20 protein-coding genes and 2 pseudogenes are annotated in these 25,812 nt (G+C 73.5%); 14 read left to right on the top strand and 8 right to left on the bottom strand.

The window, feature by feature from the left end; all coding sequences use genetic code 11:
• Positions 1-49: 49 nt before the first annotated feature.
• Positions 50-907 (bottom strand): CPBP family intramembrane glutamic endopeptidase, encoded by an 858-nt coding sequence (locus tag C6W10_RS04660; protein ID WP_159104466.1) that lies wholly within the window; start codon positions 905-907, stop codon positions 50-52.
• 268 nt (positions 908-1,175) lie between these two features.
• Here C6W10_RS04660 and C6W10_RS04655 point away from each other — a divergent pair, with 268 nt between their 5' ends.
• Positions 1,176-2,603 (top strand): MFS transporter, encoded by a 1,428-nt coding sequence (locus C6W10_RS04655; RefSeq protein ID WP_107256823.1) that lies wholly within the window; start codon positions 1,176-1,178, stop codon positions 2,601-2,603.
• A 51-nt stretch (positions 2,604-2,654) separates the two neighbouring features.
• Here the strand turns inward: C6W10_RS04655 and C6W10_RS04650 are convergent, their stop codons facing one another.
• Positions 2,655-3,497 carry an NmrA family transcriptional regulator gene (locus C6W10_RS04650; RefSeq protein WP_107256821.1) on the bottom strand — a complete coding sequence of 281 codons (843 nt, stop codon included), beginning with the start codon at positions 3,495-3,497 and terminating at the stop codon, positions 2,655-2,657.
• Positions 3,498-3,578: 81 nt separating this feature from the next.
• Between C6W10_RS04650 and C6W10_RS04645 the strand changes: the two genes are divergently transcribed.
• On the top strand, positions 3,579-4,520 hold the full coding sequence (locus C6W10_RS04645; protein WP_107256819.1) for an AraC family transcriptional regulator: 942 nt from the start codon (positions 3,579-3,581) through the stop codon (positions 4,518-4,520).
• Positions 4,521-4,575: 55 nt separating this feature from the next.
• Here C6W10_RS04645 and C6W10_RS04640 read toward each other — a convergent pair whose 3' ends face one another.
• The 4 genes from C6W10_RS04640 to C6W10_RS04625 all read right to left on the bottom strand — a co-directional run bounded on the left by C6W10_RS04640 (position 4,576) and on the right by C6W10_RS04625 (position 9,042).
• The gene (locus C6W10_RS04640; RefSeq protein WP_107256817.1) at positions 4,576-5,016 is read right to left on the bottom strand and encodes a hypothetical protein; all 441 of its coding nucleotides are present in this window, start codon (positions 5,014-5,016) and stop codon (positions 4,576-4,578) included.
• A gap of 121 nt (positions 5,017-5,137) precedes the next feature.
• A complete protein-coding gene (locus tag C6W10_RS04635; RefSeq protein ID WP_234361614.1) occupies positions 5,138-7,312 on the bottom strand; it encodes a molybdopterin cofactor-binding domain-containing protein in 2,175 nt (724 codons plus the stop codon).
• Positions 7,309-7,890, bottom strand: coding sequence for a (2Fe-2S)-binding protein (locus C6W10_RS04630; RefSeq protein ID WP_107256815.1), 582 nt, complete (start codon positions 7,888-7,890; stop codon positions 7,309-7,311). Before C6W10_RS04630 ends, C6W10_RS04635 begins: the two co-directional genes overlap by 4 nt.
• Positions 7,891-8,064: 174 nt before the next feature.
• On the bottom strand, positions 8,065-9,042 hold the full coding sequence (locus C6W10_RS04625; protein ID WP_107256813.1) for a YafY family protein: 978 nt from the start codon (positions 9,040-9,042) through the stop codon (positions 8,065-8,067).
• 99 nt (positions 9,043-9,141) lie between these two features.
• Here C6W10_RS04625 and C6W10_RS04620 point away from each other — a divergent pair, with 99 nt between their 5' ends.
• From C6W10_RS04620 to C6W10_RS04585, 9 genes and pseudogenes are all read left to right on the top strand, one after another.
• The gene (locus C6W10_RS04620; RefSeq protein ID WP_107256812.1) at positions 9,142-10,155 is read left to right on the top strand and encodes an ATP-binding cassette domain-containing protein; all 1,014 of its coding nucleotides are present in this window, start codon (positions 9,142-9,144) and stop codon (positions 10,153-10,155) included.
• Complete coding sequence (locus C6W10_RS04615; protein ID WP_107256810.1) at positions 10,152-10,991, top strand: ABC transporter permease; 840 nt, start codon at positions 10,152-10,154, stop codon at positions 10,989-10,991. Before C6W10_RS04620 ends, C6W10_RS04615 begins: the two co-directional genes overlap by 4 nt.
• Positions 10,992-11,321: 330 nt before the next feature.
• A complete protein-coding gene (locus C6W10_RS04610) occupies positions 11,322-11,825 on the top strand; it encodes a hypothetical protein (protein ID WP_107256809.1) in 504 nt (167 codons plus the stop codon).
• Entirely contained in the window at positions 11,825-13,240 is a 1,416-nt protein-coding gene (locus C6W10_RS04605) for a hypothetical protein (protein WP_107256807.1), read from the top strand. Before C6W10_RS04610 ends, C6W10_RS04605 begins: the two co-directional genes overlap by 1 nt.
• Positions 13,237-13,545 (top strand): annotated as a pseudogene (locus C6W10_RS39610) (hypothetical protein); the annotation flags it as partial. The gene C6W10_RS04605 and the pseudogene C6W10_RS39610, both read left to right, overlap by 4 nt.
• A gap of 153 nt (positions 13,546-13,698) precedes the next feature.
• Positions 13,699-14,802, top strand: a pseudogene (locus tag C6W10_RS04600) (VWA domain-containing protein); the annotation flags it as partial.
• A 12-nt stretch (positions 14,803-14,814) separates the two neighbouring features.
• Positions 14,815-15,927, top strand: coding sequence for an AAA family ATPase (locus C6W10_RS04595; protein WP_107256803.1), 1,113 nt, complete (start codon positions 14,815-14,817; stop codon positions 15,925-15,927).
• Complete coding sequence (locus C6W10_RS04590; protein ID WP_107256801.1) at positions 15,924-18,842, top strand: DUF5682 family protein; 2,919 nt, start codon at positions 15,924-15,926, stop codon at positions 18,840-18,842. Before C6W10_RS04595 ends, C6W10_RS04590 begins: the two co-directional genes overlap by 4 nt.
• 118 nt (positions 18,843-18,960) lie before the next feature.
• Complete coding sequence (locus C6W10_RS04585; RefSeq protein ID WP_107256799.1) at positions 18,961-20,829, top strand: ABC transporter ATP-binding protein; 1,869 nt, start codon at positions 18,961-18,963, stop codon at positions 20,827-20,829.
• Here C6W10_RS04585 and C6W10_RS04580 read toward each other — a convergent pair.
• Complete coding sequence (locus C6W10_RS04580) at positions 20,760-23,780, bottom strand: BTAD domain-containing putative transcriptional regulator (RefSeq protein ID WP_107256798.1); 3,021 nt, start codon at positions 23,778-23,780, stop codon at positions 20,760-20,762. The two genes, C6W10_RS04585 and C6W10_RS04580, sit on opposite strands and share 70 nt — an antisense overlap.
• A gap of 98 nt (positions 23,781-23,878) precedes the next feature.
• Between C6W10_RS04580 and C6W10_RS37130 the strand changes: the two genes are divergently transcribed.
• Both C6W10_RS37130 and C6W10_RS04575 read left to right on the top strand, forming a co-directional pair.
• Positions 23,879-24,064 carry a hypothetical protein gene (locus C6W10_RS37130; protein WP_159079237.1) on the top strand — a complete coding sequence of 62 codons (186 nt, stop codon included), beginning with the start codon at positions 23,879-23,881 and terminating at the stop codon, positions 24,062-24,064.
• Between the two features lie 79 nt (positions 24,065-24,143).
• Positions 24,144-24,734: a peroxiredoxin gene (locus C6W10_RS04575; RefSeq protein WP_159104465.1), complete on the top strand. Its 591-nt coding sequence runs from the start codon at positions 24,144-24,146 to the stop codon at positions 24,732-24,734.
• On the opposite strand, the gene C6W10_RS04570 is transcribed toward C6W10_RS04575, so the two are convergent.
• Entirely contained in the window at positions 24,687-25,139 is a 453-nt protein-coding gene (locus C6W10_RS04570; protein ID WP_234359395.1) for a S26 family signal peptidase, read from the bottom strand. The two genes, C6W10_RS04575 and C6W10_RS04570, sit on opposite strands and share 48 nt — an antisense overlap.
• Positions 25,140-25,190: 51 nt before the next feature.
• Here C6W10_RS04570 and C6W10_RS04565 point away from each other — a divergent pair, with 51 nt between their 5' ends.
• On the top strand, positions 25,191-25,781 hold the full coding sequence (locus C6W10_RS04565; protein ID WP_159104464.1) for a MauE/DoxX family redox-associated membrane protein: 591 nt from the start codon (positions 25,191-25,193) through the stop codon (positions 25,779-25,781).
• The last annotated feature ends 31 nt before the right edge of the window (positions 25,782-25,812 follow it).

Genomic DNA, 25,812 nt, shown 5'->3' with positions numbered 1-25,812 from the left:
GCTGCGGGGCACGGATCAGGGTGCCCCGATCCGACCGCCGCCCGGTCGCTCAGCCGAGCAGCAGCGGCAGCAGGCTCAGCGAGTTGACCGCGGTGTGCAGTGCGAAGATGGCCCAGATGTTGCGGTGGCGGGCCCAGAGGTAGCCGGCGAGGAGGCCGAATCCTCCGTTCCAGGCGAGCATCACCGCGACCGTCTGCCACAGTGGACCGTCGCCGATCCGGTGCACGTGCATGAGTGCGAAGAGCAGCGAGGTGGCGACGATCGCGGGCCAGCGTCCGTACAGCGCCTCCAGACGGGTCTGCAACAGCGCCCGGTAGAAGATCTCCTCGGCCAGGCTCGCGGTGACGAAGGTCAGCAGGGTGGCGGCGAGCAGGTAGACCCGGTCGTACTGGCGGTAGCCCGACATGTCCTGACTGCCGGCGAGCGGGCTGTAGTAGAGCAGGTACGCCCAGCCGACCAGGGCGGGGAGCGGGCCGAGCCAGTACCAGCGGCTCGGCACGGCGCGTCGGTGTTCCCGGCCGCCCCGCCACTGCGTCGGCCAGCACCTCAGCACCAGCGCGGCGCCGCCGAAGAAGAGCAGGAGCTTGATCGGCGCGTACCAGATGCCGGGGTCGACGGCGAGCACCACGGCGGGGAGCAGCAGGGCGATCCCGACCAGCCCGGCCGCCTGCCGGCCGAGTGCGGGCCGCTCGGCGGCCCCGGCGGCCGGCATCGCCGGTAGCCGGAGCGGGACGAGCCGGACCAGCAGCAGGCCGACCAGGGTGGCGGCGACGATCCCGGCCAGCGGCTTGGCCGGCGCCTCGGCGTCGGCGGAGGTCCGCACCTCCGCCCCGCCGAAGAGTGCCAGTGCGGCCGGGGCGGCGATCAGCAGCGCGACACCGATACCGGTGAGGATCCGTCTGGGCATGGTGCCAGCGTGCCGACCGGGTCGGCCGTTCTCCTCGCCCGGCATGACGATTCGTCGCTACATCCTTTGATCCATGGTCTCGCCCCGCGCCGGGTTCGCCGGGTGCCCGCCCGCGCGCTTCGGCCCGGGAAATGTCGGGGGTGCCGACGACAATGGCGCGGGCTCCGATCGGGGGACCCGAGGCTGGTCCGTCGGCCCGGACGGTAACGGGTCCGGCGGGTTCGGGCCGTGACATCATCGAGCGGTTGTGACACGAGGGGGACGGGCGATGGACAGCGCCACGGGGGAGAGCCGACCGGGCTGGCTGCGCGGGCCGCTGCGCCCGTTCCGCAACGGGCAGTACCAGCTCCTCGCCGGTGCCCTGACGATGTCGCTCTTCGCCGCCGGGGTGTGGATGATCGCCGTCGTCTGGCAGGTCATCGAGATGGACGGCGGGCCCGGCGAACTCTCCTTCGTCTCCGCCGCGATGGCGGTCGGCATGCTGCTCACCACGCTGCTCGGTGGGGTACTGGCGGACCGCGTCCCGCAGCGCCGCATCCTGCTGGCGGTGGCCGGCGGCCGGACGGTCGCGATCGGTCTGGTCTCGCTGCTGGCCGTGACCGACCAGCTCCGGCTGTGGCAGCTCGCGGCGGTGGCACTGCTGATCGGGGTCGGCAACGGCTTCCACTTCCCGGCATATTCGGCACTGCTCCCCTCGATCCTGCCGCCCGAGGACCTGATGCCGGCCAACGGTGTCGAGGGGATGCTGCGGCCGACGATCATGCAGGCCGCCGGCCCGGCCCTGGCCAGCGTGCTGATCGCCGCCTGGTCACCCGGCGCCGCGCTGCTGGTGGTGACCGCGCTGGAGGTCGCCGGTGTGGCGTTCCTGCTGGCGCTGCGTCCGGTGCCGCTGCGGCACGACCAGGCCGCCCCGGCGGCCCACCCGGTCCGCTCGACGCTGATCGACCTGCGGGACGGCTTCACCTACATGGGCCGTACTCCCTGGCTGCTCGCCACGCTCCTCTACGCCTCGGTCCTGATCCTGCTGATCATGGGGCCGATCGAGGTGCTGATCCCGTTCGTGGTCAAGGATCGGGCCGGTGGCGGGCCCGGCGACCACGCGTTGGTGATGGCCGCGTTCGGCATCGGCGGCGCGATCGGCTCGCTGGGAATGGCCGCGTTCCGGATGCCCCGGCGCTACCTGACCATCATGAACCTCCTCTGGGGCCTGGGCTGCCTGCCGCTGGCCGTGGTCGGCATCGCCAGCCAGGTCTGGTTGATCGCCCTGGCGGTCTTCGCCGTCGGGATCTGCTTCTCCGCCCCGATGGTCATCTGGGGCACCCTGCTCCAGCGCCGGGTTCCGCCGCACATGCTCGGCCGGGTCTCCAGCCTCGACTTCTTCGTCTCGCTGGTCTTCATGCCGCTGTCGATGGCCATCGCCGGCCCGGTCAGCGCCGGCATCGGCCTCGGTACGACGTTCGCGCTCGCCGGACTGCTGCCCGCCGTGCTCGCCGGGCTGGCGATCGTGCTGGCCCGGATGCCGCAGGACGAACTGGCGCACCCGCTCGACGCACCGACGGAGCCGGTCGAGATACCGGCGGAGCTGGTCGACGCACCGGCAGAGCCGGTCGATGCACCGGCGGGGCCGGTCGGTCCGGCGACGGGGCCGGCCGATTCGGCCGACCCCGTCACCCCGGAGCCGGTCGTCCGGGTCTGACCGCCCCACCCCACCCCGGCCCGGGTGCGCGGTCCGGGCCGGGGTGGGGCGTCACCCGGACCAGATGCCGGTCGCGGCGGCACGCCGGGCGAAGTCGCGGAAGTCCCGGGGCTCGCGGCCGAGCGCCCGCGACACCCCGTCGGCCAGCCGCGCGTTGCGCCCGTCCAGCACCTCCACGAAGAGGTACGTCAACAGCGCGGCCACCTCCGCCGGCAACTTCTGCTCCGCCAGCATCGCGGCGTACTCCTCGACCGGGACCGTCCGGAACCGGATCTCCCGGCCGGCCGCCCCGGCGATCTCGGCGACGGCCTCGGCGAAGGTCAACAGCCGGGGGCCGGTCAGCTCGTAGAGCTGGCCGACGTGACCCTCCCCGGTCAGCGCCGCCTCGGCCACCTCGGCGATGTCGTCGGCGTCGACGAAGGGCTCTCCGACGTCACCGACCGGCAGCACGAGTTCGCCCTCGCGCAGCGGCGCCAGCAACTCGCCTTCGCTGAAGTTCTGGTTGAACCAGCTCGCCCGCAGGATCGTCCACTCCGCGCCCGAATCCTGGACCATCCGCTCGGCCAGCTGCGCCTCCTCCTCGCCCCGGCCGGAGAGCAGGACCAGTCGGCGTACGCCGCCGCGTACGGCGAGTTCGGTGAAGGACCGGACGGTCTCGGCGGCTCCCGGCACCGCGAGATCCGGATAGAAGGAGAGGTAGGCGGCGGACACCCCACGGATCGCGTCGGCCCAGGTGCTCCGGTCCCACCAGTCGAAGGGCGGTCGGCCGGAGCGGGACCCGACCCGGACCGGTACGCCCCGTGCGGTGAGCCGCTCCGCGACGCGGCGACCGGTCTTGCCGGTACCGCCGAGGACCAGGGTCAGGGCTGTGCTCTCGGGTTCGTTCCTCGTCATGCCCGTCAGTCAACTCGGCCTGGCTGCGACTTCCCATAGCCGAGAATCGCAATTCCATGTCTCAGCGTCTAACCTGTCGGCGTGGACGCGCTGACCGGACTCCTCGACGGGCCTCGGGCCCGGGGCGCCTTCCTGCTCCGGTCGGTGCTCGAACCGCCCTGGTCGCTGCGGATCCAGGACCGGGCACCGCTGACCGTGGTGGTGATGGTCCGGGGCAGCGCGGTCGTCCTGCCCGACACCGGCGGGTCCCGGTCCCTCGGGGTGGGGGACGTGGCGGTGCTGCGCGGCCCGGACCCGTACACCGTCGCCGACGATCCGGCGACCCCGCCGCAGGTGGTCATCCACCCGGGTCAGCGCTGCACGACGGTGCACGGGGAGAGCCTGGGCCAGGCGATGGACCTGGGGGTCCGGACCTGGGGCAACCACCCGGACGGCTCGACCGTGCTGCTCACCGGCACCTACCAGCTGGACGGCGAGATCGGGCGCCGGCTGCTCGCCGCGCTGCCGCCGCTGCTGGTACTGCCCGAGCAGGGGCGTCTCGGCCCGCTCGTGCGGCTGATCGGCGACGAGATCGTCAAGGAGGAGCCCGGTCAGGAGGCGATCCTGGATCGGCTCCTCGACCTGCTGCTGGTCACGGCCCTACGGACCTGGTTCGCCCGGACCGAGGCGCAAGCACCGGGCTGGTACCGGGCGTACGCCGATCCGGTGGTCGGGCGGGCGTTGCGGATGTTGCACCACAACCCGGCGCAGCCCTGGACGGTGGCGTCGCTGGCCGCCGCGACCGGAGTCTCCCGGGCCGGGCTGTCCCGCCGCTTCACCGAGCTGGTCGGCGAACCCCCGATGACCTACCTGACCGGCTGGCGGCTGGCGCTCGCGGCCGACCTGCTGCGGGAGCCGGACAGCACCGTCGCCTCGGTGGCCCGACGGGTCGGCTACGGCAGCCCGTTCGCCCTGAGTACGGCCTTCAAGCGGGAACGGGGCGTCAGCCCGCACCAGTACCGGGTCGGCGCCGCGCGCGGATAGCGGACGGGTGGCGGCACGGCTGGGGAAGGTGTCGGCCGCCTGCGCCGGTCGGCCGTCAGCGCTCGTCGAGCTGGTCGTCGAACGGGTCGTGGCCGAGGAGTTCGAGGAACGCCTCCCGGACGTCGATCCGGGTCGACTCGCCGCGCGCGGCATGGTCCCGGACGTGCTGGAACAGCGGCATCAACTGGCGGATCTCGTCGGCCGAGACGACCGCCACCAGCGGAGCGAGGTCGTCCGCACGGTCGATCTCGATGCTGACGAGGCCGGTCGCGGGCATCGCCGCGAACCGGAACGGGCCGAGCCGGTCCACCGTCACGGCGGGGGTACCGGTGCCGACGCCGGTGCGGGCGGCCCGCAGCGCGGCGATCCGCTCAAGCTGGTAGTGGGCCAGTTCCCGGAGCGTCGTCGACTTCTCCGGGTCGTCCCGGATCGCGCGTAGCCGGCGCTCGACGTCGTCGAGTTCGGCCGAACCGTCGTCTTCCCGCGAGCCTCGCATGACCGAAGGCTATCGATCCGCCGGCTGCGGCAGTCGCACAGGAGGTGCGAAGCCGCCCTTCAGGAAAGCCCTTGCCCACGCAGTACCCGCGACCACGGAGCGGCCGACGGTCCGCCGCCGGCTAGAGGGCGGCGACGATGCGGTCGGCGGTGATCGGCAGGTCGCGTACCCGGACCGAGAGCGCGTCCGCGACCGCGTTGGCGATGGCGGCCGCCGTCGGGCCCTGGGCCGCCTCGCCCGCGCCGACCGACGGCTCCGACGGGCGATCCACCAGGTGTACGTCGACCCGCGGCACCTCACCGAACCGCAGGATCGGATAGCTCTCCCAGTCCGCGCTGGTGACCCGCCAGCGGTCGAACCGGACCCGTTCCTTCAGCGTCCAACTGGTCGCCTGGACGGCACCGCCCTCGATCTGGTTGCGGACCCCGTCCGGGTTGACCACCCGACCCACGTCCACGACCAGCGTCAGCCGGCGTACCCGTACCTCGTGCAGGGTCTCCACCTCCGCCAGCACCGCGCAGTACGCACCCCGGTCCTTGTAGCGGGCGAAGCCGATGCCGTAGCCGACGCTCTCCTCGGTGCCGCGTCGCTGCCAGCCGCCGAGTTCGGCGGCGGTCGAGAGCACCTCCCGGGCCCGGGGGTCGGCGAGCTGGGCCAGCCGGTACGCCACCGGGTCCGTACCGGCGGCCAGGGCCAGTTCGTCCATGAAGGACTCGATGGCGAAGACGTTGGTGAACGCGCCGAGCGAGCGCAGCGACGAGGAACGCAGTGCGGTCCGCAGCGCCCGGTGGCCGTGGATCCGGCGCTCCGGGAAGGTGTAGATCGGCCAGGCGTTGCGGGTCGTCCCGCCACCGCCCCAGGCCGGTGGATCGGCCGCCGGTGGCGTCGGGCGGGACCGGTCCCGGTGCGTGGCGGCGAGCAGACCGGGGCTGCCGGCGTAACCGGGCCGGGCCGTGTGCCCCTGACTCCACACGTCGTAGCTCCAGGTCAGCACCGTACCGTCGGCGCCGACACCGGCCTGGACCTCGGCCACCATCGCCGAGCCGAACGGCGCCCAGGTCAGCTCGTCTCGGCGGCTCCACCGCACGTGCACGGGCCGGCCGGAAACCGCCCGGGCCAGCAGTACGGCGTCGAAGGCGGCATCGTCCGCGCCGTTGTGCCCGTAGCTGCCGGCGCTCTCGACGTGTCGCACGTCGACCCGGTCGGCGTCGAGTCCCAGGGCCGCGCCGATCGCCCGACCCAGCCCGTGGATGCCCTGGCTGTGGCTCCAGACGGCGACCGCCGTACCGTCCTCGGCCCAGCGGGCGGCACCGCAGCTCGGCGCCATCGACGCGTGGGCCAGGAAGGGCCGGCTGTAGCGCGCCCGCAGCCGCCGGACGACCGCTCCGCCGGCCTGCCCCGCCGGTACGCCCGGCCGGGCGGCGCCACCCGGCTCGGGTACCGGGATCGACTCGGCCGGACCCTCGCGCAGGAAGGTGGAGATGTCGTCCTCGTCCGGCAGGGTCGGCTCCTCGTGCCAGCGCGCCGCGCCGGCCAGTGCCGAGGCGGCCCGTTCGGCGTTCGCCTCGCCCTCGGCGACCACGCCGAGGAAGTCGCCGTCCCGGATCACCGCCTGCACCCCGGGCAGCCGCCGGGCGGCGGCGGTGTCGACCTCGACCAGGGTCGCCGCCGGTGACGGCGGCCGCACCACCCGGCCGGAGAGCTGCCCGGGCAGTGCGAGGTCCTGGATGAAGCGTGGCCGGCCGGCGAGCTTGTCGGGCAGGTCCAGCCGGGGCACGCTGGTGCCCACCCAGCGGGCCTGCTGCGCCGGCTTCGGCCGGACCGCCCCGGTCGCCTCCCGGTCCAGATCGACCCGGTCGGCCAGCTCGCCGTAGCAGGTGCGTCGGGCACCGGCCGCATCGGTGATCACACCGTCCTGGACCGTGACGGTCTGCGGATCGAGGGGCAGGGTCAGCACCGCCTCGGCAACGAAGAGCGCCCGTACCTCGGCACAGACCTGGCGGACCGCGGCGCCGGAGTCGGCGACGGAGAGGCTGCCGGCGGTGAGTCCCTCGTCGGGCCCCTCGACGGTGCTGGCCGCCGCCATCCGGACGGCGGCGAGGTCGACGTCGAGTTCGTCGGCGGCGATCTGGGCCAGCGCGGTGAGGATGCCCTGCCCGAGTTCGACCTTGCCGACCCGGACCGTGACGGTACCGTCCGGGTGCACGGTGATCCAGCGGGCGAGCCGTGGATTGGCCACCACCCCTCGGGGCAGCGGCGGCGTGCTGGTGGTGACTTCCGGAGCGTCGCCGTTCACCGCTCGACCGCCGTCGCCCCGTCGCCCCGGCCGGCCGGGTCCGTTCCGGTGCCGTCTGCGTCGTTCGGGTCCGGGTGGCTGGTGCCGGTGCCACCCCCGGTGGCAGCGGTGTCGACCATGGACTGTCCGGTCCGGAGCACGGCGCGGATCATCCGCCGCTGGGCACCGCAGCGGCACAGGTGCCGGTCGAGCGCGGCGGCGACCGTCGCCTCGTCCGGCCGCGGCTGCGCGGCGAGCAGCGCGGCCGCGCTGACCAGGATCCCCGAGACGCAGTACCCGCACTGTGCGGCCTGCTCGTCGAGGAACGCCCGCTGGACCGGATGCGGTACGTCGCCGTCGGCCAGCCCTTCGACGGTGGTGACCGTTCGGCCGGCGACCGACCAGAGTGGAGCGTCGCAGGCCGGCGCGGGTCGGCCGTCCAACAGGACGAAGCAGGCGCCGCAGAGGCCCTGGCCGCAACCGAACCGGGAGCCCTTGAGGCCGAGCACCTCGCGCAGCACGTGCAGCAGGGAGCTGTCGGCGTCGGCGTCGACCTTCCGCCGCTCGCCGTTGACGGTCAACTCGAATGTCTTTTCCATGTCCCAGGCTTCCCGGCGTCTCGGCTGTCCCGCAGAGCCTCGGGACGATGATCCACAGTCGGTTGCAGCAGCCTCGCCTACCTCCGGTCGGACGTCAACTCGCGCGCCGCCCGCCCGGCCGCCGCGATCCGGACCGTGCGAGGGTGACCCGGCTGCTGCCCCCCGTCCGCCGGCTCAGCCGCGTGATTCCTGGTCGGTCGCGGTCGCCCGCCGGAACCGCTCGCTCCACTCCCGGAGCTGCTCGGTCAGCTCGGGCGGGGAGAGCACCTCGAACTCCGCGCCGAGCGAGCCGAGCGCCATCACGGGCCAGTCCAGGGTGTCGGTGGTCATCACCATCCGGCAGTGCCGCTCGTCGACGTACTCGATCGTGGCCCAGCGCGACAGCCGCTCCTCGACGACGGCCAGCGGCGCCCGGACCAGCACCTCGACCCGGTACGGTGCGGGCAGGTTCTCGATGCCGGCCCGGACGAACGCGGCGGCGTCCTCGGCGGGGAGTTGCCGGGGGTGGAACCGGGCTCCGGTGCCGCGCGGGTCGTGCAGCCGGTCGAGCCGGAAGCTGCGCCAGTCGTGCCGGGTCAGGTCGTAGCCGACCAGATACCACCGCCGGCCGAGCGAGACCATCCGGTACGGCTCGACGTGCCGTTCGGTCCGCTGCCCGTCCCGGGCGGTGTAGCCGAAGTGCAGCCGTTCGGTGTCCCGGCACGCCTGGGCGACGGTGGTGAGGACCGCCGCCTCGACGGTCGGCCCGCCGTCGCCCCAGAGCGCCGGTACGGTCATCGCGCGCAGCGCGTCGACCCGCCGCCGCAGCCGGGCCGGCATCACCTGTACGACCTTGGTGAAGGCCCTGATCGACGACTCCTGGATGCCGGCGACCGCACCGTGCGCGGCGGCCTGCAATCCGACGGCGAGCGCGACGGCCTCCTCGTCGTCGACCACCAGTGGCGGCAGGGCGGCGCCCGGGGCGAGCTGGTAGCCGCCGTCGACGCCACGGTGGGCGTCGACCGGATAGCCGAGTTCGCGCAGCCGGTCGACGTCCCGGCGGAGGGTGCGGACCGAGACGCCGAGCCGGTCGGCGAGTTCGGTGCCGGGCCAGTAGCGGTGGGTCTGCAGGAGGGAGAGCAGGCGGAGGGTCCGGGAGCTGGTGTTCGCCATGCCGACAAGTCTGCCCGGCATTCAGGCCAGAAAGTGGCCGCTATGCCGCCTAGCGTTTCGGACATGACAGAACCGATCCTCCGACCGGGGGAGCAGCCCATGATCGACGCCCGCTCGCTGACCCGGGACTTCGTCGTGAGCAGCACCCAGACCGTGCACGCCGTCCGGGGCGTCAACCTGCGGATCGAACCCGGTGAACTGGTCGCGCTGCTCGGCCCGAACGGCGCCGGCAAGACGACCACGATGCGGATGCTCACCACACTGATCGCCCCGACCTCCGGCACCGCCACCGTCGCCGGCCACGACGTGGTACGCGAACCGGGCAGGGTCCGCCGGCACATCGGGTACGTCGGCCAGGGCAACGGGGCCGGGCACAGCCAGCGGGTCCGCGACGAGTTGCGTACCCAGGGCGCGATCTACGGCCTGGACCGGCGTGCCGCCCGGCGGCGGGCCGACGACCTGCTGGCCGACCTCGACCTCGGCGACCTCGCCGACCGGAAGGTCTCGGCCCTCTCCGGCGGGCAGCGGCGCCGGCTGGACGTGGCGATGGGCCTGGTGCACGCGCCGTCCCTGCTCTTCCTCGACGAGCCCTCGACCGGGCTGGACCCGCAGAACCGGGCGAACCTCTGGGAGCACATCCTGCGGATGCGCGCCGAGGCCGCGATGACGGTGGTGCTCAGCACGCACTACCTCGACGAGGCGGACTCGATGGCCGAGCGGGTCGTCATCGTCGACCACGGCGAGATCATCGCCGACGACTCGGCGGCGGCGCTGAAGGCGAAGCTCGCCGGGGACCGGATCGTGGTCACCGTCGCCGGGGACGATGCCCGGCCGCTGGCCCGGCTCGTCGACCGGCTGCCCGGCGCCCGGGACGTCGTCTGTGCCGGGTCCCGGGTCGAGGCGCACGTCGCCGACGGTCCGGCGGCGCTGCCCGAACTGCTCCGGGCCGCGGTCTCCGCCGGAGTACGGGTCGGCACCGCCCAGGCGCACCAACCCACCCTCGACGACGTGTTCCTCACCCTCACCGGCCGCAGCCTGCGCGAGGCCGGACACGACACCCCGACCGCGCAGGAGAGCCCGCGGGACCAGCAGACCCGGAAGGACCTCGCATGACCGCCATCGGTGCCACCGCCCCCTCGCCGACCCTGGTTCCGGCGGAACGCCGGACGGGTCCGCTCGGCCTGCTCCGGGACACCGGCATCGTGCTGGCCCGGGAACTGCGCCCGCTGCGGCACGACCCGTTCTCGCTCATCTTCGGCATGGTGCAGCCGCTGGTCTTCCTCGGCCTGTTCGGGCCGCTGCTGGTCGGCTCGCTCGGCGGCCAGGCCGGTACGACCCTCGGCGCCGGTGGCGTCTGGCAGTGGTTCGTACCGGCCATCCTGGTGATGACCGCCCTCTTCGGCACCTCGGCCACCGGAGCCAACCTGCTCTTCGAGTTCCAGACCGGTGCGCACGAACGGATGCTGGTCACCCCGCTGTCCCGCCCCTCGCTGCTGGTCGGCCGGGCGCTCAAGGAGATGGTGCCGCTGGCCGGGCAGGCGGCGATCATCGTCACGGTGATGATCCCGTTCGGCTTCCGGCTCTATCCGGTCGGCGCGCTGGTCGGGCTGGCGCTGCTCGCGGTCTTCGGCGTCGGGCTCGGCGCGCTGAGCTACTCGCTCGCGATCGCCGTACGCAAGCAGGACTGGATGTTCTGGGCCGTGCAGCAGACCCTGATCTTCCCGCTGATGCTGCTCTCCGGGATCCTGCTGCCGTTGGAGACCGGTCCGGGCTGGATGCGGGTCGCCGCGCAGTTCAACCCGTTGGCCTATCTCGTCGACGCCGAGCGCGCGCTCTTCGCCGGTGAGCTCGGCTCGTCGACCGTGCTCTGGGGCTGGGTCGCGGCGCTGGTCACCGCCGCCGTCGGCCTGACCGTCGGGGTACGCGCGATGGCCCGCAGCGCCGGCTGAACGCGATGGCCCGCAGCGCCGGCTGAACGCGATGGCGCGCGGCGCCGGCTGAACGTGATGGCCCGCAGCGCCGGCTGAACGCGATGGCGCGCCGGGGCGGTTGAATGATGGCCCGTCGGGGCGGCTGAGCGGTGGCCCGTCGGGGTGGTACGGCGGTCGCGCGCCGCACCGCCCCGGCGGAGGCCACCGCTGCCGAGAGGGCGTACCGCCACCGCCGGACGCCCGTCTGGAGGGTCGCCGCGCCGTTGTCCAGGGGCCCGTCCGGGTGTGGCGGAAAATGTCGCCGCGCCGGTCTATCTTCTCGGGGCATCGAACGAGAAGGGCGGGGTCGTGGGAACGATCGAGGACGGGTGGGAGCGGCGCAGTGTCGCCCGGGTGCTGCCGGCGGTGCAGCCCCGCAAGCTGGCGAAGGTCCCCTTCGTCGAGTTGGCGGACGGTCGGTTGCAGGGTGTCGTGTCGAGCGGTTCGGACATCGAGCGGGTCTACGTCTCGTCGATCGCCGCCGGCAGCCACGCCTTCAACTGCAGCACCAACAACAACCGCCCGTGCGGCGGGTTGCGTGGTGCGCCCTGCAAGCACCTGCACGCGCTGCTGGACGAGGCGACCGTGCAGTACGGCGTCGAGCGGGTCGCCCGCTATCTGCGGATCGACGTGGCCGACGGGGCCTCCTCCGGTGCCGACCTGGCGGCCCGGCTGAACGGCGCTCACCAGCCGACACCGGCGGCGGTGGTCTTCAGTCGCTTCCTCCGGCACCTGTCCTATCTGGAGGTCCCCGGCAGCACCGAGCCGCTGCCCGAACTGCACTGGTTTCCGGCGACGGGGACGGTCGGCTGATGCTCGCCACCCAACTGTCCGGGCTCGCCACCGTCGAGCCCGGGATCGAGGAGACGCTCGACCTGGTCGGCGGCTTCGACGACGGTTTCAGCCACGGTTTCGCCCGGCTGGGTGAGCAGCCCCGGGCGGCGCTGGCCGCGCTGGCCGACACCCTCGCGGTGACGCCACTGGGCGAACGGGTCCGGGAAGCGGTGGAGAAGGTGGTCGCGGGCTCCCTCGCCGACGAGCACCTGACCGCGCTGGCCGGCGGACGTGCCGCACTGCTCGGCGCGGTGCACGACGCGCTGCTCGCCCGGCTGGACACCGCGCTCGGCCGCGCCCGGGCAGACTGGACGGCACCCGCGCCGGCCGAGACCGCCGGGTCCGTGCCGGAGAACGTGCTGGCCGGCTGCCGGTCGTGGCTGCGCGAGCTGGCCATCGCGGGCTGGCGCGGCGTCGACCACGACCTGGTCGCCGCCTCGGGGCCGACCCTCGACGCGGCGCTCGCCGTGCCGGGACTGCGCCGGCTGGCGGTACTCCTCGACGGTCTGGCGGCCGAGCTGCGCGGCTGCTGTCCGGTGTCGACAATGGACAGGCTGCCGGCCCGGCGCTGGGCCGACCTGTGGGCCCGGGCCCTGTTGCTGGCCCAGCCCGGGGGCCTGCCGGCGGGGCTGGCCGCCGCCACGCCGGTCTCCGGTCGGCTGCTGCCGCTCGGTGCCGACGTGCACGAGCACGGCACCGCGATCCAGGTGCAGGTGCACGCCGTACTCGAACCGGCCGGTGGTGCACCGGCCCGGCAGGTCCGGACGAGCGTCGCGGCCGCGAAGGTGGAGACCATCGTCGGCCCGGCGGTCTGGCGACTGCTCGGCAGCCACCCGGTGCTGCTCGGCGCGCTCGCCAAGCGGCACGCCGTGGAGATCACCGACCTGCCGCTGCTGCCCGGCGGCGACCTGGTCTGGCGGGACGACCAGGCCCGGCCGGCCGAGCCGGCCGACCCGTTCGCCACCGCCCGGCTCCGGCTGCCCGAGGCGGTCGCCCCGGCGGTCGCCCCGCTGGACCGCCATCCGGTACGCATCGCCGAACCCGTCCTCCTGGAGGGCTACTCCGCCACCGCCGACGACCGGGGCGGAGTCACCCTGGAACTCGGTGGGCAGTCCCTGCCGGTCGACGTGTCCCGGCTTCCCCGCTGCGCGCCGCTGACCCCGGAGCTGGTCGCCAGGTCGTCGGCGTGTCTCGGCCTGCTCCGCTGGGACGCCGGCCGCTGGCTGCTGCAACCGCTCGCCGTGCGACACGGCTCGAAACGCGCGACGGCGGAGGCGCACACCGGCGACTGGGCGCTCGGCCCGACCGATCCCAGGGTGGTCAAGGCGGAGGCGAAGTCCGGCGACGCGGTGGCCGTACTCCGCGAGCGGGCGGGACGGTTGCTGCGGCGATGAGCGAGCAGAGCGGAGATCCGCGCGGCGGTGCCCGGATGCACGAGAACCGGCGGCAGGTGCTCTACTGGCGCCTGCTGGCCCGGCTTTTCGACCCGGACGAGCAGCCCGCACTGGAGTCGGCCAGCGTGGCGATCGTCGACGACCTCGGCCTGCCGGCGGCGCTGCTGGATCCGACGGTCTCGGTCGACACCATCGTGCAGCGCTTCCCCGAGCTCGCCACCGACCTGCGGGACCTGATGACGCCGCCACCCGCCGAGGAGGACGACACGGGCGGTTCCGGCCCGCACGGCGGTGACAGCGCGGTGCACGGCGACGGCGCGGTGCACGGCGACGGCACGAACGGCGGCGGCGCGGTGGACGGTGACGGCGGGGTAGACGGTGACGGCGCGGTGAACGGCGACGGCGCGGTGGACGGCGGCGGCGGGGTGGACGGTGACGGCGGTTCGGACGAGCAGGTCGGCGGCGTCGAGGTGCGCCGGGCCGCCCTGGTGTCGAAGTTGCTGCTCAACGTCTTCGCGACCGGTTCGGGCAACGTCACCGCCACCCAGTTGGCCCGCTGGCAGTCCGACGCCGGCTGGTTCGAGCAGGCACTCGGGCTGCAACCGGGACAACTGCGCAGCGGCCGGCCCGGCGCGACCAGCGGGCCCGGCGTCGGGACCCAGCCCGGCACCGGCGAGCTGGCCGGGGTGCTGGCCGGGATCGAGGGCGACCTGGTGCGCCGGATGCAGTTGCGCGAAGTGCTCGGCAACAGCGCGCTGGCCAGCAAGCTGACCCCGAGCATGTCGCTGATCGAGCAACTGCTGCGGGACAAGCACAACCTGTCGGGGGTGGCGCTGGCGAACGCCAAGGCGCTGATCCGGCGCTTCGTCGACGAGGTCGCCGAGGTGCTGCGTACCCAGGTGCAGCAGACCAGCGTCGGCAGCATCGACCGCTCGGTGCCGCCGAAGCGGGTGTTCCGCAACCTCGACCTGGAACGCACCATCTGGAAGAACCTCAGCAACTGGAACCCGGAGGACCAGCGGCTCTACGTCGACCGGCTCTACTACCGGCAGACCGCCCGGCGGACCACCCCGGCCCGGTTGATCGTGGTGGTCGACCAGTCCGGGTCGATGGTCGACGCGATGGTGAACTGCACCATCCTGGCCTCGATCTTCGCCGGGCTGCCCCGGGTCGACGTGCACCTGGTGGCGTACGACACCCGCGCGCTGGACCTGACCCCGTGGGTGCACGACCCCTTCGAGGTACTGCTGCGGACCAAGCTGGGCGGCGGGACGGACGGCACCGCCGCGCTCACCCTGGTACGCCCGAAGATCGCCGAGCCGCGCAACACCGTACTGGTGTGGATCTCGGACTACTACGAGGCGAATCCGCAGGGCGTCTTCGACGGACTGGCGGCGGCGCACCGCAGCGGGGTACGGGTGATCCCGGTCGGCTCGGTGAACAGCGGCGGCCAGCAGAGCGTGAACCCGTGGTTCCGGCAGCGCTTCAAGGATCTCGGTGCGCCCGTCCTCTCCGGGCACATCCGAAAGCTCGTCTTCGAACTCAAGAACTTCCTCAGCTAGGAGACCCACCGAATGACCGACATGTTGCGTGCCCCCGCCGAGGTGAAGTACGCCGAGGAACTCGACTGGCTGGAGTCGGTCGACGACGGCCCCAAGCCGTTCTCCTGGCGGCTCAGCCCGCGGATGGTCCGGCTCTTCGTGCTCGGCTCCGAGCGGGCCGACGGCCTCGACCGGGAGATCTCGCAGAAGTGGTTCGGCGACCGGAGTTTCGTCGAGCGCAGCATCGTGACCCTGGCGTCGGACCGGGGCCTGCTGTTGATCGGCGACCCCGGCACCGGCAAGAGCTGGCTCGCCGAGCTGCTCGCCGCCGCGATCTGTCGCAACTCGACACTGGTGGTGCAGGGCACCGCCGGCACCACCGAGGACCACATCAAATACTCGTGGAACGTCTCGATGGTGATCGCCCGGGGCCAGTCCCGGGAGTCGATGATCCCGTCGCCGATCATGACGGCGATGGAGCGGGGGGTGATCGGGCGGTTCGAGGAGCTGACCCGGTCGACCAGCGACGTACAGGACGCGTTGATCTCCATCCTCTCCGAGAAGTACGTCTCCATCCCGGAGCTGGACGACGACAACATCGTCTTCGCCCAGCCGGGCTTCTCGATCATCGCCACCGCGAACAGTCGGGACCGGGGCGTGAACGACCTCTCCTCGGCACTCAAGCGCCGGTTCAACTTCGTCCGCATCCCGGTGGTGACGAACAAGCGCAGCGAGGCGGAGATCGTCCGGTTCCGTACCACCGAACTGCTGCGCCGGCACCGGATCGAACTGGACGTGCCGCCGACGCTGCTGGACATCCTGTTGCAGAGCTTCGCGGACCTGCGGGCGGCGGCGGCCGCGGCCGGCAGCGACGACGAGAAGCTGGAGTCGGCGCTCTCCACCGCCGAACAGATCGGTGTGCTGGAGGACGCGATCCTGCACAGCCACTTCTTCGGCGACCGTACCCTCCGGGCCGCCACGCTGGCCGGCTCGCTGGTCGGCTCGCTGGCCCGACGTGCCCCGGAGGACCTGGCGATCCTGAACAAGTACTGGCACGGCGTGGTCGAGCCGCGCAGCAAGGCCGACGGCGGGTCGTGGCCGGAGTTCCTCGAAGGCGGTCGCGAGGCGATCGCGACGCTCTCATGAGCGCCGGCCCCTCCGTTACCCGCGTCGACGTCCCGGACCGGTCGGCGGGCACCTTCGCCCCGCTGCGCGCGCAGCTCGAGGCGGCGGCGACCACGTTCGCCGGTGGTCCGGGCGCGGTGGCCGAGATCCTCACCGGAATCGTCGACGACGTCGACCGGGCGCTGCTGGAGGAGCTGGAGATCTTCCCGGTCTGCCACCACTCGCCCGCCTCCGCGCTGGCGATGGCCCGCCGGCTCCGCGAGAAGCAGCCCGCCGTCATCTACCTGGAACTCTGCGAGGACCTGCGACCGCTGCTGGCGGAGTTGCGCAACTGCCGGCTGCCGGTGGCGTTGCAGGCGTTCGCCTCCGATCTCGACGGGTTCCCGTCGGCCTGGGCGCCGCTCAACATCGTCGCCCCGATCAGCGAGGCGTCGGCCGAATACCAGGCCATCGCGTACGCGCTGGAGACCCCGGGCGTCGAACTGGTCCTGGTGGACCGGTCGGCGGACCACGTCTTCCAGTGGACGCCCACCGCGTCGGCTGAGCCAGCCTTGGACATGGGGCCGGAGTCCGGGGAGGACGACGCGACTCCGGACGGGTCCGGCGGGCAGCCGGCGGAGGAGGCGGCCCTGCACGGGGAGGCGGTCGGGATCGGGATCGGCGACCTGCGTCCCCGGTTCGCCGAACTCCGGTCGTACCTGCTGCACCACGGCAGGGTGCGGCACTGGTCGGAGTGGTGGGACCAGTATGTCGAGCAGCCGCTCGCCGACGCCGACTACGACACGTACCGGCAGGTGATGGTCCTGATCGGCAGCCTGTTCCGGCGACTGCGTCCACCGGCCGGTTCCGGTCCCGACGACCGGGACGCCGACCGCGAGCGCTACATGTGGACCCGGATGCGTCAGCACATGGCGGCCACCGGCGTCGACCGGTCCCGCTGCCTCTACGTCTGCGGCGCCTTCCACGCGGCCAGCCCGGTGCAGGAGTTCGGCACCGCGCCCGGCACCCCCGACTGGGAGATCAGCCCGCGCACCGCCACCCGCTGGCTGTACGGGCTCATCCCGTCCAGCCACTCGGCGATCGAGCGGCAGTTCGACCTCGCCCCCGGGTCGGTGTCGATCGCCCAGGCCGGCTGGGCGAAGGCGGTGGGTCGGGGCGGTGTCACGCCGTACCAGCTTGCGGGGCAGCAGGCTGGCCGCAAGCGGGGCCGGGCGAAGAAGCAGCCCGCGGCAGCGGCGGCACCGGCACCGGTCACCGACCGGCTCTCCGGCTTCCTCTCCCGGCCGCCGGTGCTGGACGAGGTCGACGAGGCGGAGCTGCTCGGCTGGTGCGTCGACATCGTGCGGCTGGCCCGCCGCAACGGCTACCTGGCCAGCACCGCCGACGCGATCGCGGTCTTCGAGACCTCGATCCTGCTGGCCGGGATCCGCAACCGGGCCCGACCGACGCCCTACGACTTCTCCGACGCGGCGGTCACCTGCATCGAGAAGGACGTCGTTCCGGGCCGGCGGGACGTACGCCGGCTCTGTGAGATCCTGCTCGGTGGTGACCGGATCGGCCAGGTCGGCTACGACGCGCTGCCGCCGCTGGCCCGGGACGTCTTCGACCGGCTCGCGCCGCTGGGGCTGGCCCTGGAGACCCGCACCATCCAGCGGGCCCTGCTGGACCTGACCGCCCGTCCGGAGCTGGCGCCCTGCTCGGACCTGCTCTGGGTGCTGCACCGGCTGCTGCCCGACGGCGTCGTCCGGCCGATCATGGGGGAGCGGCGGCTCGGTGAGCGCTCCATCCAGGAGAGCTGGGACCTGGGCCTGGGCCGGCACCAGCGCGCGGTGATCGAGCTGGGCTACGAGGGCATCACCGTCGAACAGGTGCTGGAGAAGCGGCTGCGTCGCTCGGTCTGGGCTCCGGACGCCACCGCCGCGGTCGCGCTGGCGGCGGTCGAGGACGCGATCCTCTTCCTGCCCAGCCGGCGCTTCGTCGACGAACTCGGTGCGCGGGCCGTCGAACTGCTCTCCGCCGAGCGCACCGTGGACGACGCGCCCGAGGTGCTGCGCCGGATCCGCCGGCTGCTGGCGCACTACCGCAACACCGAGCCGGAGCTGCCGGCCTGGTGCGAGAGTTTCGTGACGACCGGGTACGCGCACTACTGCACCCTGCTGCCGACCGCGTTCACCGACGACGAGACCGGGGTACGCCAGGTCGGGGCGATGCTCGGCTTCCTCTTCTCGATGGAGAGCCTGGCGTTGTCCCTCGGCTGCGACCGTGCCCAACTGGAGTTGGCGGTGCGGCAGTCGCATCCGGAGGCCCCGGCGAAGGTGGCGCTGCTCTGGGCCGCCCAGTCCCAGCTGGGGCTGCTGTCGGTGGCGCAGCTCCGGTCCCGCTGTGCCGAACTGTTGGGCAATCCGCTCGTCGTGCCGGCGTTCCCGCAGTACCTGAGCGGTTTCGTCCAGGCGTTGGAGTCGGTGCCGACGCTGACCCCGTTCGTCGTGGAGGTGATCTCCGAGGCGTTCGCCCGGTTGCCCGACCCGGTGCTGCTGCCCTGGCTGCCGAAGCTGATCACGACGCTGCGGGAGCAGGGCCGGGAACTCGTTCCGCTGCTGGTCCGGGAGGCGGGTCGGACCTTCCCGGGAAGCCTCGCCGCGCTCGACGCCTGGGTGCCGCCGTGGTCGCCCGACGCGACCGTCCCGGTCGGGCCGGGTGCCGTGCCGGCCGGTGTCGAGGTGTCGTCGTCGGGGCCGGCGGTCGGGTTGCTGCGTGAGCATCCGGCCGCCTGCGACGCCGTTGCCGAGCTGCTCGGCTGCGATGCCGGCTGGCAGCCGGCCGGGGCGTCCGGGGGCGGGTCGCCGTCGAGCGGGGCGGCGTTGCTGCTGGGCGCGCATCCGGCGACCGCATCCGCCGTCGTCGAGCTGCTCGCCGGGACGGCCGGTTCCCGGTGAACCGGGCGGCCTCGCCGAAGGTGGTGGCAACGACCGGCAGCGTTTCCGGTGCCGGCCCGACCGGTACCTGTACCTTCGCTGTAGCTGCTCCTGGAGGTGGCGTCCGTACCCTCGCGCAATGATCAGCATCGCCCGGACCGCCCGGGCCGTCGCGGTGGTCTGGCGGTCCGGGCGGGCCAACCTGACGGCGTACGTGCTGCTCGCGCCGATCGCGGGCGCGCTGCCGGTACTGGCGGCCTGGCTCACCAAACTCGTCCTCGACCGGGTCGCGAACGCCTCCGGTGGCCCGATCCTCGGGGTGGCGAGCGCGCTGGCGGGCGTCTCCATCGGCCTCGCCCTGGTGCCGCACCTGACGAACTACCTGCGGGCGGACCTCGGCCGCTCGTCCGCCATCGTCGCGCTGGACCAGCTCTACGCCGCCACCGACCGCCTCGCCGGGCTGCGCCGGCTGGAGGAGCCGACCTTCCAGAACACGCTCCGGCTCGCCGAGCAGGCCGGGCGGGACGGGCCCGGCCGCTGCGTCGACGGGCTGCTCGGCCTGGTGCAGGGCACGGTGCTGCTGACCGGCTTTCTCGGCACCCTCGTGGTGATCAGCCCGCTGATGGCCCTGCTGGTGGCGGCCGGCGGCGTACCGGCGCTGGTGGCGGAGGTCCGGCTGAGCCGGCGACGGGCGAACCTGCTCTGGGAGATCGGGCCGGGCGAGCGGCGCGAGATGTTCTACGCCAGCCTGCTGACCAGCCTCTCCGCGGCCAAGGAGATCCGCCTGCTGCGGCTGGGCGGGCTGTTCCGGCGCCGGATGCTCGCCGAGCTGGGTACGGCGAGTGCCGCCCGCCGGGCCCTCGAACGCCGGGAGGTACGCGTCCAGGCGCTGCTCGCGATCCTGAGCGCGACGCTCTCCGGCGGCGGCCTGGTGTGGGCGGTCGTCACCGCCCGGTCCGGCGGGCTCACGGTGGGCGACGTGGCCGTCTTCGTCGCCGCCGTCGCCGGGGTGCAGAGCAGCCTGAGCACGCTGATCGACCACATCGCCGGCATCCACCAGGCGATGCTGCTGCTCGCCCACTACGAGCAGGTCGTCACCTGCCCGCCGGACCTGCCGGAGCCGACCCGGCCACGACCGGTCCCCCCGCTGCGGCGGGGCATCGAGTTGCGCGACGTCTGGTTCCGCTACGGCCCGGACCACCCGTGGGTGCTGCGCGGCGTGCACCTCTTCATCCCGGCCGGCCAGGCGGTGGCCCTGGTCGGCCACAACGGTGCCGGCAAGAGCACCCTGGTCAAGCTGCTCTGCCGGTTCTACGACCCGACCCGGGGCGCGATCCTCTGGGACGGTCTCGACCTGCGCGAGCTGCCGGTGGCGGAGCTGCGGGCCCGGATCGGCGCGGTGTTCCAGGACTACATGACCTACGACCTGACGGCCGCGGAGAACATCTGGCTCGGCGACGTCGACCCGACCGGCCCGGACCAGGTGCGTGCCGAGGACGCCGCCCGGATCGCCGACGCCGCCCGCCGGGCCGGCATCCACGAGACCATCGAGGCGCTGCCCCGGGGGTACGCGACGATGCTGTCCCGGGTCTTCGAACTGGACGGCGATCCGGCGGACGCGGGCGTACTGCTCTCCGGCGGGCAGTGGCAGCGGGTGGCGATCGCCCGCTCCGTACTGCCCCCGGCGCGGGACCTGCTCATCCTGGACGAGCCGAGTGCCGGTCTGGATGCCGAGGCCGAGCGGGACATCCAGCTCCGGCTGGCCCACTACCGGGCCGGCCGGACCAGTGTGCTGATCTCGCACCGGCTCGGTACGCTGCGGGACGCCGACCTGATCGTGGTGCTGTCGGGTGGGCGGGTCGTCGAGGCGGGCCGGCATGAGGAGCTGTTGGCGGTCGACGGCACCTACGCCACGCTCTTCCGGATGCAGGCGTCGGGTTACGCCCCGGCGGAGGCAGAGGCAGAGGCGGAAGTGGAGGCGGAGGCGGAGGCGACACCGGCCGGCTGACCGGCCCCGGCGAGGAACGTCTCGAGTACCCCGTCCCGCTGGCCGGGCAGGTCGGCGAAGATCAGGTTGGCGCGTCGGGCGTACCCGTCGGCCGCCGCCCGCTCGCCACGGCGCTCCCGTACCCGGCCGAGCTGCCGGAGCGCCGCCGCCTCGCCGTACCGGTCGCCGGCCTCCCGGGCCAGGGTCAGCGCCTCCTCGCCGTCCTGCTGGGCCAACGCCGCGTCGCCGATCCGCAGGTACACCTCCGAGCGGCTGAGCAGCGCCTCCCACTCGTCCTCCCGGTTGCCGGTCCGCCGGCACAGCCGCAGGCCGGCGGTGAGGGCCGTCAACGCGGCCAGGTGCCGTCCGAGTTGGCTCTGCGTGCGGCCGAGCGCGACCAGGGTGATCGCCTCGCCGACGGCGTCGTCGTCTTCGCGCCGCATCGCCAGGCAGCGGGTGAGGTGGACGTCGGCGGCCGGGAAGTCGCCAAGCTCGAACTCGATCTCCGCCAGGTTGTGCAGCGCCATGGCGAGCCACACCGGTTTCGCCTCGGCGAGCAGCCCGACGGCAGCCCGGACGAGTTCCGCCGCCCGGCGGGGCGAACCCGTCCGGTGGTGGAACCAGCCGAGGTTCTGGAGCGCGCGCCCCTCACCCTCGCGATCACCCAGCCGGCGCCACAGCCCGAGCGCCGATTTCAGCGCGCCGCGCGCCGCCTCCGGGGATCCGGTACGCCAGTGCAGCGTCGCGCGCAGCGGCAGCACGGTGGCCCGGGCGGCGTCGTCCCGGGTCAGGGTCGCCGCCTGCTCACAGACGCCGACCAGCGCGTCGGCCTCCGCCCACCGGTTGTGCTTCTGCAACCAGACGGCCACCGACGGAATCGCCTCCACGCAGAGCCGGCTCAGCTGCGGTGCCGCGTCGCACGCCTGGCGCGCCGCCGCGATGATTCCGGCCAGTTCGCCGTCGACCCAGCGCACGGCGTCGTCGATGGTGCCCAGTTCGGCGACGGTGGGCCCGGCGGCCAGCTCGGCCACCCGCTGCGGGCGCAGCAGCTGGCCCGCGCGCAGCACCGTGGTCAGATACGCGGTGAGCCCGCGCCGGACCGCGCGTTCGCGCTCGGCGGTCGGATCCACCTCCTCGGCCAGCTCCGCGCCGAAGAGCCGGAGCAGGTCGTGGAAGCGGAACCGGGCCGGCCCGATCGCGTCCAGCAGGTGCGTCTCGGTGAGCCGGTCCAGCAGGGTCAGGGCGCGCCGTTGCGGGACCCCGATGGTGACCGCCGCGAGCGGCAGCGGCAGCTCCGGCACCCGCAGCAGCGACAGCGACCGGAAGGCGGCCGCCGCCGTACGGTCGTCCGGATCGGCGCTGTCGAGCAGCTGGCGGTAGGTGTGCCAGAAGCTGGACCGGATGGCGAGGTCCTCCGCACGGAGTTCGTCGAGGCGTTCCCGCTCGTCGTCCAGCCGGCCGGCGAGTACCGAGACGGACCAGTCGGGGCGGGCCGCGAGTCGGGCACCGGCGATGCGCAGCGCCAGCGGGTGCCCGTCGCAGAGCGTCACGAGTTGCTCGGTCGCGTCCGGGTCGACCGCCACCCGGCCGTCCCCGCAGAGAGTGTCGAGGAGCTGCCGCGCCTCGGCGTCGCTGAGTCGGTCCAGCCGGAGCCGGAGCGCGTCGAGGGTGCTCGCCGGCCGGCGGCTGGTGACCAGGACCGCGCAGTCCCGACCGGCCGGGAGCAGGGATCTGATCTGCGCCGCCCCGGTCGCGCCGTCGAGGAGGATCAGCAACCGCCGGGCGGCGGTCTCGGACCGGAACCGCGCGGCCGCCTCGCCCAGGTCGAGCGGTACGTCCCTGGCCGGCACGCCGAGTGCGCGCAGCAGCTGACCGAGCGCGGACAGCGGGTCGAGACCGGGCATGCCGCAGGTCCCGCCCTGTAGGTCGAGGTAGAGCTGTCCGTCGGGGTAGTGGGCCGCGAGCCGGTGCGCGGCGCGTACCGCCAGGGTGGTCTTGCCCATACCGCCGGGGCCGTGCAGCACCACCACCGCCGGACCGGTCCGCGTCCCGTTCGCGGCGGTGCAGGCCCGCGCGATGGTACCCAGCTCGTCGACCCGGCCGACGAACGCGGCCGGGTCCGGTGGCAACTGCCGGGGTGGCCCCGGTGGCTCGCTGGGCGCGGCGGCCGGTGGCGGGTCGACGGGCTCGGCACTGGCGTCCGATGTGGACAGCTCCGGGGCCCGGCGCAGGATGGCCTGGTGCAGCCGGGACAGCTCCGTGCCGGGTTCGAGGCCGAGCTGGTCGGCGAAGACCGCCCGGGTCTGCGCGTACGCGGCCAGTGCCGCCGGGGCGTCGCCGGAGCGGTACAGCGCCAGCATGAGCTGGTGACGCAGCCGCTCCCGGTACGGGTGGGCGGTGATCAGCAGCCGCAGCTCGCCGGTGACCGAGGCGTGCTCGCCGCGCGCGAGGCGTACCTGGATCAGGTCCTCGACCAGCGACAGGTGTTGCTCCTCCAGCAGGGTGATCCGGGCGGCAAGTTCCGGCCCCGGGCGTACGTCCTCGGCCGGCCGGCCCCGCCACAGCTCCAGCGCGGCCCGGAATTGTGCGGTGGCGGTGGCGTGGTCGCCGCGATCCAGTGCCGCCCGGCCCAGCTCGACCGCGCTCTGGAAGCGGTGCAGGTCCAGCTCCTCCGGGTCGACCCGCAGCCGGTATCCGGCGGCACCGGCGACCAGCCGGTCGTCGTCGGCGGCTCGGCCCTCCAGTTCGGACAGCAACCGGCGCAGCCCGCTGGCGTAGGTGCGCAGGTTCGCCACCGCCGAGCGGGGCGGCTGGTCCCACAGCTCGCCGACGAGACGGTCCAGCGAGACCCGCTCGTTGGCCGAGAGCAGCAGGATGGCCAGCATCGCCCGCTGTTTCTGCGGGCCGACCGGCACGGCCCGACGGGCGGCGGTGATCCGGAGTGGGCCGAGTAGCTGGAATCGCAGGCTCAAGGCACCTCTACCAGTTTTGTATCGATGTTGTAGGTCGCCGTGTACCACGGCCGGCTACCGTCCGCGATCAGTCTAGAGATCCAGATTGGAGGTACGCGATGACCCGTCACGTCGGCACCCTGGCGGACCGGTTCTTGGCGCTGATGCTGCCCAAGACCACCGCCTCGGCGGTCTGCCAGCCGTCCTGCACCAACACCCCGATGTGCTGCCGGTTCACCAACACCCGGTTCAAGTGGCGCACCTGTAACAGCCAGTGCCAGTGCTGGTGGGGTACCGAGTGCTGAAGTACCGCCCGTGAGAGCGTCGCGGCCGGACACCCCCGGCCGCGACGCGCTCGTGCCCATTCCCGTCAGGAGCGAACCCGTGACCGTCGTCGTCGCCGTACTCGTCGTCCTCACCACACTCACGCTGTTGAACCTGCTGCTCACCTTCGGCGTAGTCAGGAAGCTGCGCGAGCACACGCAGGAGTTGGCCGCCGTCCGCCCGCCGGTGACCCTCACGGTCGGCGCGCGGGTACCGGATTTCACCGCGTCGACCGCCGGCGGCGAGGTCGTCTCCCTCGCCTCGCTGCGCGCGGCCGGTGCCCTGGTGGCGTTCCTCGCCCCCGACTGTTCGGGATGCCAGGAGCAGCTCCCCTCGGTACGGTCGGCGCTCGCCGAGGCGCTGGAGACGCCGACGGCGGTGCTCGTCGTGCTCACCAGGCTGCACCCGGAGCAGCCGGACCGGGAGGAGCGCGAGCGCGCCGAGCTGGTGGCGGCGCTGGGCGTCTCCGACACCCGGGCGGCGGTCGTCCACGAGCCGCTCGACGGGGCGCTCCAGTCGGCCTTCCAGGTCGCCGCCTTCCCCGCGTTCTATCTGGTCGGCACCGACGGGCGGGTGGCCGGGGTCAGCAACAGCGCCGCACAGCTAGCCGAGCTCGCCCCGGGGCGCGACGTCGTGCCCGCCGGGCGCTGATTCCACGGCGGCCCGCAGCCGTCGGACGACCACGCCCCGCACCAGTTCCGGTGCGAGTGCGCCGAAGGCGCGGGAGTCGAGGCTGTGTCGCGGTGCGTCACCGAGGACGTAGACCTGTCCCTCCGGCAGCGCCGCCACCCGCTTGACCATCAACTGTGTGGCGGCGTCGACGTCGCCTGAGGTGATCCTGATGCCGGGCGGCGGCAGGCAGACGACGACGGCGCCGACCCGCAGCCGTCGCCGGAATCCCCGCCGGAGCACGAGGAGCTGATCGCCGTCCCGGTACGTCGGGGTCATGCTGTCGCCGTTGACCCCGACGACCTGGAGCAGGGCGCGGGCAACCAGGACGGCGATCCCGAGCGTCACGAACGAGCCGGCGACGATCAGCAGAGTGGGTCCAGGCACCGCGCCACGGTAGCCCCTCGTGGGGCGGGCGATGACAGGAGGCGGGAGAGCGTGTCGTACGTGTCGGAGTTCAGCCGGTGGCTGCTCGTACTGGTCTTCCTGGCCTCGGCCGGCAGCAAGGTGCGGGGGCGGGCGGCGTTCCGGGCCTTCGCCGACTCGTTGCGGGCGATGGCGCTGCTGCCGTCCCGGGTGGTCGTCCCGCTGGCGGTCGCGGTGACGGCGGCCGAGGCGGCGGTGCCGCTGCTGCTGGTACCGCTGCCCGTCGCCGAGGTGACCACGGTCGGGTTCGCGCTGGCGGCGGCCCTGTTGGCGGCGTTCACGGTGGCGGTCGCGGCGGTGCTCCGCCGTGGTACCCGGGTCTCCTGCCGGTGCTTCGGGGAAGCCGCCGCGGCCCCGTTCGGCCGGCAGCACCTCGCCCGCAACGTCGTGCTGACCGTGGTCGCCGGGATCGGCGGGTACGCCTCGCTCGGTGGTACCCGGATGACGGTCGGCACGGTCGTGCTCGCCGTACCGCTGGCCGTGGTGGGGGCGCTCGTCGTCGTCCGCCTCGACGACATCGTCGCGCTCTTCCTGCCCGGCACCCCGGCCGGGGGAGCGGCCCGTCGCGGTACCGCCGTCCGGGGCGGCCGTTCGGCCGGCTGAGCGGCCGGGCTCGGAACGAGGTCGCCTCGGG

Origin of the sequence: Plantactinospora sp. BB1, from assembly GCF_003030385.1 — a bacterium.
Classification (GTDB): domain Bacteria; phylum Actinomycetota; class Actinomycetes; order Mycobacteriales; family Micromonosporaceae; genus Plantactinospora.
Note: the sequence above shows the minus strand (reverse complement) of the source record. Positions and strands in the feature narration are given on the sequence as shown.